The sequence below is a fragment of the Winogradskyella sp. genome, assembly GCF_013213975.1.
GTDB lineage: Bacteria > Bacteroidota > Bacteroidia > Flavobacteriales > Flavobacteriaceae > Winogradskyella.
On sequence record NZ_JABSST010000123.1, the window covers coordinates 1 to 5,739 of the forward strand.

Here is a 5,739-nt window from a genome sequence, read left to right on the forward strand (position 1 = left end):
AGGGTAGTTTATTACATGCAAAGTATTGTTCGTCGCTGCATTGTTCAATAACTGTGATTTGAGCATGAAGGACGCAAATGTCAAGTTCGTAGTTATCGATCTTATCTTCCATTGTTGATACCAGTAAAAGTCATCGGCTTATGCATTAACACATAATTAATGACAACCAGATATTCCCCGTAATTCTCAATGACAAATAATCTTGGAATAAAAATATCTTACAGTCAAATAAAGTGAGCGATCATTTGCCCACCTGTTGAATATGAAATATTCTTCAGTAAGACTCCCGAAGACTAAATTATGAATGATACATGTAATTTCATTACAATCCACAATCATTTAGTAGTATTATTATTTGAAATGGTTATAATTCAATTCTCAATGAACCACAGTTCAAAGATTGAAAGAGCTTGGTAACATTATTCATATACAGTTACGATACCTGATGATTGTAGTTTAAATTGATTCTCTCCTTCTGGACAAGGTAAAATATTCTTATAATTGAGACTAGATTACTGCTATTTTTAGTTATACATTAATTAGTCTTGAAAGATATTTTATTACAAATACATTAGCGGGAACATGATTAATAACTAACACCCGTGGTTAAATTTGGACTAAGCTCTTCATTCAGTTGGCTTTTTCACAAAAAAAATAATTCAACATTTAGAGAAGCCATAAAGAAGTTATTTTAATCGAATTTTTCAACAATTAGCCTTCGATAGGAAAATTAACATAAATTTAGTATATTTGCTTACAGTCAATCAAAAAACGGTAATCATAATTAAAGAAAAGTAAATACAAATTATTTATTTTAACTAATGAGTACCCCACTAGAGTCTGTAAAGTTAGACCTCTCATTTAGCAATATTACTCCAAATATTGCCACCTTTTCAGCCTTAAAATTTTATGAAACACATAAGCAAGAGAATGCATCACCGACAAGTGATGCAAGATATTTTGCGCCAATGTCTAACAAACTACTATTCCCATACTAACTTAAAAACCTAAACTATGAAACCAAACACATAACGCAAACAGCACCCAGACATACATTAATTCTTGTGACTATTTCTTAATGCATGTGTCTTACATACCGATTAACCCTTAATTTAATAACTCTGAAAAGCCCTAAATTAAGTGTGCTGTCCTATCTAAGCTACACCTAGAATCTTCGTATTCACTCCCCTTTTTCATTGTTATTTACAGACAATACAATCTTTTTAGTGTTGGTCTAAACTTTCTAGTCATTCGGCTAGTAAAAGTCTTAGCTCCATCGAATGAATTAAGATGGTGTTGTCACTACGTATAATTTTAAAATTGAATTTTATTCAACAAAAGATCAATAGTGATGAAAAAGATAATTATAACCTACGGTTTGCTTGTTATTTGCACGCTAGCATTTAGCCAAACCATTATATATTCAGAGGATTTTACTGGCCAAAATAATCAAGGTGCCATTGGCCCTGGAGGCACCAACCCAAGTCTAGACTTAAGTGCAGTTGACTGGACATTAGATCTATCGGACAACACTTTAAATTTTACAGATAGTAACGACTACTTTATCGTTAGAACCATTAGTGGAAATGAGGTATTTGAAGGACGAGACATTGATGGAGCAGCCGTTTGGATATCACCAAATATCAACATTGCAGGGTATAGCAACGTCAGCTTCTCATTGGATATTTCTGAGTCAAATGGCACAGCAACAAGCAACTTAGAAAACAGTGACAGTATCCTTGTGGAGTACAGTCTTGATAACAATGGTATCTGGATACAGGCCGCTACCAATGGCTTCATCTCGGATGATTTTGATGCTGTGCTTACAAGTCAGACTGGTCTAAGCGGTTCTAATTTAGCTATTAAAATAACAGTAGCCAATAATGCCAATGGTGAACGTCATCGTTTTGATAATATAGAAGTTAGAGGTACAGCTGATTGTAGCAGTACATTTAGCTTACCCTTTAATGAAGATTTTGAAGGGGCTACTTTTGCACCAGACTGCTGGTCTAGTTATCGAGGAACCAATGATCTCGGGTCTGTTAATGATTGGACAAGTACAACCCTAGCTTCCAATTCGGGTACCACAGCCGCATTTGTAGAATACGAGGTAGTCAGTGGTGGTAATGCCGAAGATTGGTTGGTAACCCCTGGTATCGATTTAGGAACGGCACATGCCCAATTACGATTCTTTGCCCGGGAACAATTTACCATTGACTATAATACCGAATACAGCGTAAGAATATCACAAACCTCAGCGACAGATATTAACAGCTTTACCACTGTGAAAACTTATAATGAAACAGAACTAGGCCTTGAGTTTAACGAAAAAACGATTGACTTATCTAGTTATTCGGGAGTGGTTTACATCGCTTTTGTTATGGAGCAAAATGATGGTGACAATTGGTATTTAGACGATGTTTCGGTGATTGACATTTCATCGTGTACAGTACCTGAAGATGTATCAAATGTAACAGCACGTTTTGATGGCAACGGCATCAATCTTAGTTGGGCCCTCAGCACCTGCTATGAGGATATTTTGATAATTGGTAGAGAAGGGAATCCCGTAACAGCAATTCCAAGTGGTAATGGCAGCTCCTATAACCCAGACACATTTCTTGGTAATGGTAACGAAATAGTTCCTAACGAATATGTGGTGTTTAATGCTATTGGTAATGAGGTTTCTATTAGTAATGTTAATTTTGGCAACACCTATTATTTTCAATTGTTTGCCAGAAAAGGTACCAGTTGGTCCGAAGGTATCCCTATCAGTATAGCTGCGGATTATTGCAGCGTTACAGGCGACACCACGTTTGCAACCGCCATTAGCTTAGTAAACTTTGGCAGTATCAATAATGCTAGTGCTAAAACTACAGGTTACGATGACTATACAGCGCAGTCTACCAGCATGGCAAGAGGCACTTCTGAAGATTTAACAGTGCAAATTAATACCGATGGGAATTACACGGTTTACACATATGCTTGGATTGATTGGAACAAAGATGGTGATTTTGATGATAGTGGGGAAACCTATGACTTAGGCAACGCAGAAAATGTTGAAAATGGGGCAACATCCAACAGCCCACTAAGTATTACAGTTCCAAATGATGCAGCCTTAGGCGATACTAGAATGCGTATACTTTGCCAATATTACTTTAACACCGTCCCAACTAATGGACCGTGTGATGGTTCAACCGATGGAGAAATAGAAGATTATACCATCACTGTGTTACCTGGAATTACTTATGTTTACGACGATGGCTGGTCTCCTGCAGATCCTAGTGGTGTAGCGACTAGTGCCAACCCTATACATGTAGTTCGTGGTAATGCCATAATTTCTAGTACAACAACTTGTGAAAGTATTCTTGTTGATCCTGCTGCCAGTCTTACTGTTAATTCAGGGGTTGTTTTAGATGTTGAAAACGCTGTAGATTTAGAATCCAGTAGTATTGCCTATTCCAGTTTAATTTTAGATGGTACCATTAATGGTACTGTGAATTACCACCGTCATGTGAATGCTGCCAGCGGCAGCGGCGCGGTAACAGGCAATAACGATTTAATCAGTGCGCCTTTACAAGGACAAACGTTTGGAGAGCTTAACACAACCAATACCAATATCCTATCTGGAACCATTGGTGGTAATCCTGCCTATTTATTTGGTCCGTTCGACACCACCACAAATGCTTATGTAAATTACACCCCTGCAAATGATACTAATCCATTAGTTGCAGGATTAGGATATCGCACAGGATCTACAGATAATGGAGTGTACACCTTTAGCGGTACAGTAGCAACGGGTGATGTTGAAGTAACTGTGACCGAAGGTGGTGCTACCAACTGGAATTTAGTAGGAAATCCATACCCAAGCTATATTAATGTACAAACCGTTTTAAATGAAACCACCAATCGTGATCGTTTTGACGAGAATGCTATTGGCATTTATGGTTATGACGGTGCAGCAACCGATGGATGGACAATTTATAACTTAGCTACCACAGACGGTTCTACGCTTATAGCTCCTGGCCAAGGCTTCTTTGTAGATGCAGAAACTTCTGGTGTTTTTAGATTTACACCGTCTATGAGAACAACTGGAACCTCTGATGATTTTATTCTTGGTCGTAATTCAAATCCATTAACCTTCTTAAAACTGGATTTAAATAGCACCAATGGCAGTCGCTTTCATACAGATTTTTATTTCAATACCAACTCAAGTCGCAGTTTAGATCCTGGTTATGATGCTTCGGTTTGGAATGGCGAACCAGGAAATTTCTCAATTCACTCCTATTTAATAGAAGATGACAATGGTATTGCGATGGCTTTACAATCCTTGCACCAAGATGATATTTCAGATGTTACCATTCCTTTAGGAATACACGGCACCAGTGGTGAAACAGTAATCTTTTCGATTTCAGAATCGACCTTACCAAGTACTATTAATATTTATTTAGAAGATGCAGCGACGGGGACTATCACACTCCTTAATAGCAATGATTATGAAATCATATTAGATACTAACATTATCGCAAAGGGTCGTTTCTATTTAAGATTGGTTAATCAAACCTTAAGTACTAACGAAGAAAATCTTGCAGGTTTGCAACTCTTTACTGATCAGAATCAAAGAACGTTGATTGTAAAGGGTAATTTAAACACAGAAGCACAATTACAAATATTTGACATTCAAGGACGTGTGGTAAATGCAACTGCCTTAGCAGCAAACACCAGTTCGCAATATGTCAACTTAGGTGAGTTACCGTCTGGAGTTTATGTTGTTTCCATTAAAAACGACAATGCTACTAAAACTAAAAAGATCATTTTAAAGTAATCGTAGATCTCTCTATTACACAGAGCACGTCTGCTTGGACGTGCTTTTCTATTTATAGCATACCCAGAAAGGCAGCACGGGTTAAATACCTGCAATTAACTGTTTATTAATATTTAATTAGAGTCTAAACGGATAGATTTACTACCTTTGAAACCCATATCTGTAAAATACTACCTACATTTTTTTTCATTAATAACACTTTATTTACCATACATGAAGAATATTTACTTTTTTTTAGTTGCAATTTTAGTTAGTAGTCTTGGATTTGGACAAGGAACAGAAACATTTCAAAATATTTGTACTTCGAGCTGCACACCTTCTCAATCGTCCTATGGCTCTAGAAGCTGGACCGGAGATGATGGTTCAACGTGGACAGCAACAAACTCAAGAACAAGTGAATCTGTAGATGGAGAAGCCATGACAATGAATGATGATGTTGCAAATACATATATACAATCAGGAACAATTTCTGGGGGTGTTGGTGACATCACTATAACGACTCAAAGAAAATTTAGTGGAGGGTCAGGAAACTTAGATGTATTAATAAATGGTTCAAGTGTTGGTACAGTTCCTTATGGTACATCAGTACAAACAACAACTATATCAGGGGTAAATATTTCAGGTAATATTGTTATACAAATTGATAATAATATTGGTGGCTCAAATAGTGGTGGTGCAGATAGAGTTGCAGTCGATAACATTAATTGGACTGCCTTTGGAGGAGGATCTAGTCCCACAGTTTGTTTTGATGCGGCATCCAGTTCAGAAAATGAAACAGACATGACGTTTAATACCAGTATTCCTGTTACAATGACGAACTATGATATGCCTGTTACGGTATCAGTTAGTGTTGACGGAGCCAGTACAGCAGAAGTTGGTGATTATACACTTAACACAACCTCATTGTCCTTTACCAC

2 protein-coding genes and 1 pseudogene are annotated in these 5,739 nt (G+C 37.1%); all 3 read left to right on the plus strand.

Going from position 1 to position 5,739, the window contains the following annotated elements:
• The first annotated feature begins 821 nt into the window (after positions 1–821).
• Complete coding sequence (locus HRU49_RS13890) at positions 822–998, plus strand: hypothetical protein (protein ID WP_296358197.1); 177 nt, start codon at positions 822–824, stop codon at positions 996–998.
• Between the two features lie 353 nt (positions 999–1,351).
• Complete coding sequence (locus HRU49_RS13895) at positions 1,352–4,822, plus strand: choice-of-anchor J domain-containing protein (RefSeq protein WP_296358199.1); 3,471 nt, start codon at positions 1,352–1,354, stop codon at positions 4,820–4,822.
• Positions 4,823–5,035: 213 nt separating this feature from the next.
• A pseudogene (locus HRU49_RS13900) lies at positions 5,036–5,739 on the plus strand (hypothetical protein); the annotation flags it as partial.

Bases quoted from the DNA above. Each gene is read 5' to 3' on its own strand.
- HRU49_RS13895 (WP_296358199.1), top strand. From the start codon at position 1,352: ATGAAAAAGATAATTATAACCTACGGTTTGCTTGTTATTTGCACGCTA.
- HRU49_RS13890 (WP_296358197.1), top strand. From the start codon at position 822: ATGAGTACCCCACTAGAGTCTGTAAAGTTAGACCTCTCATTTAGCAAT.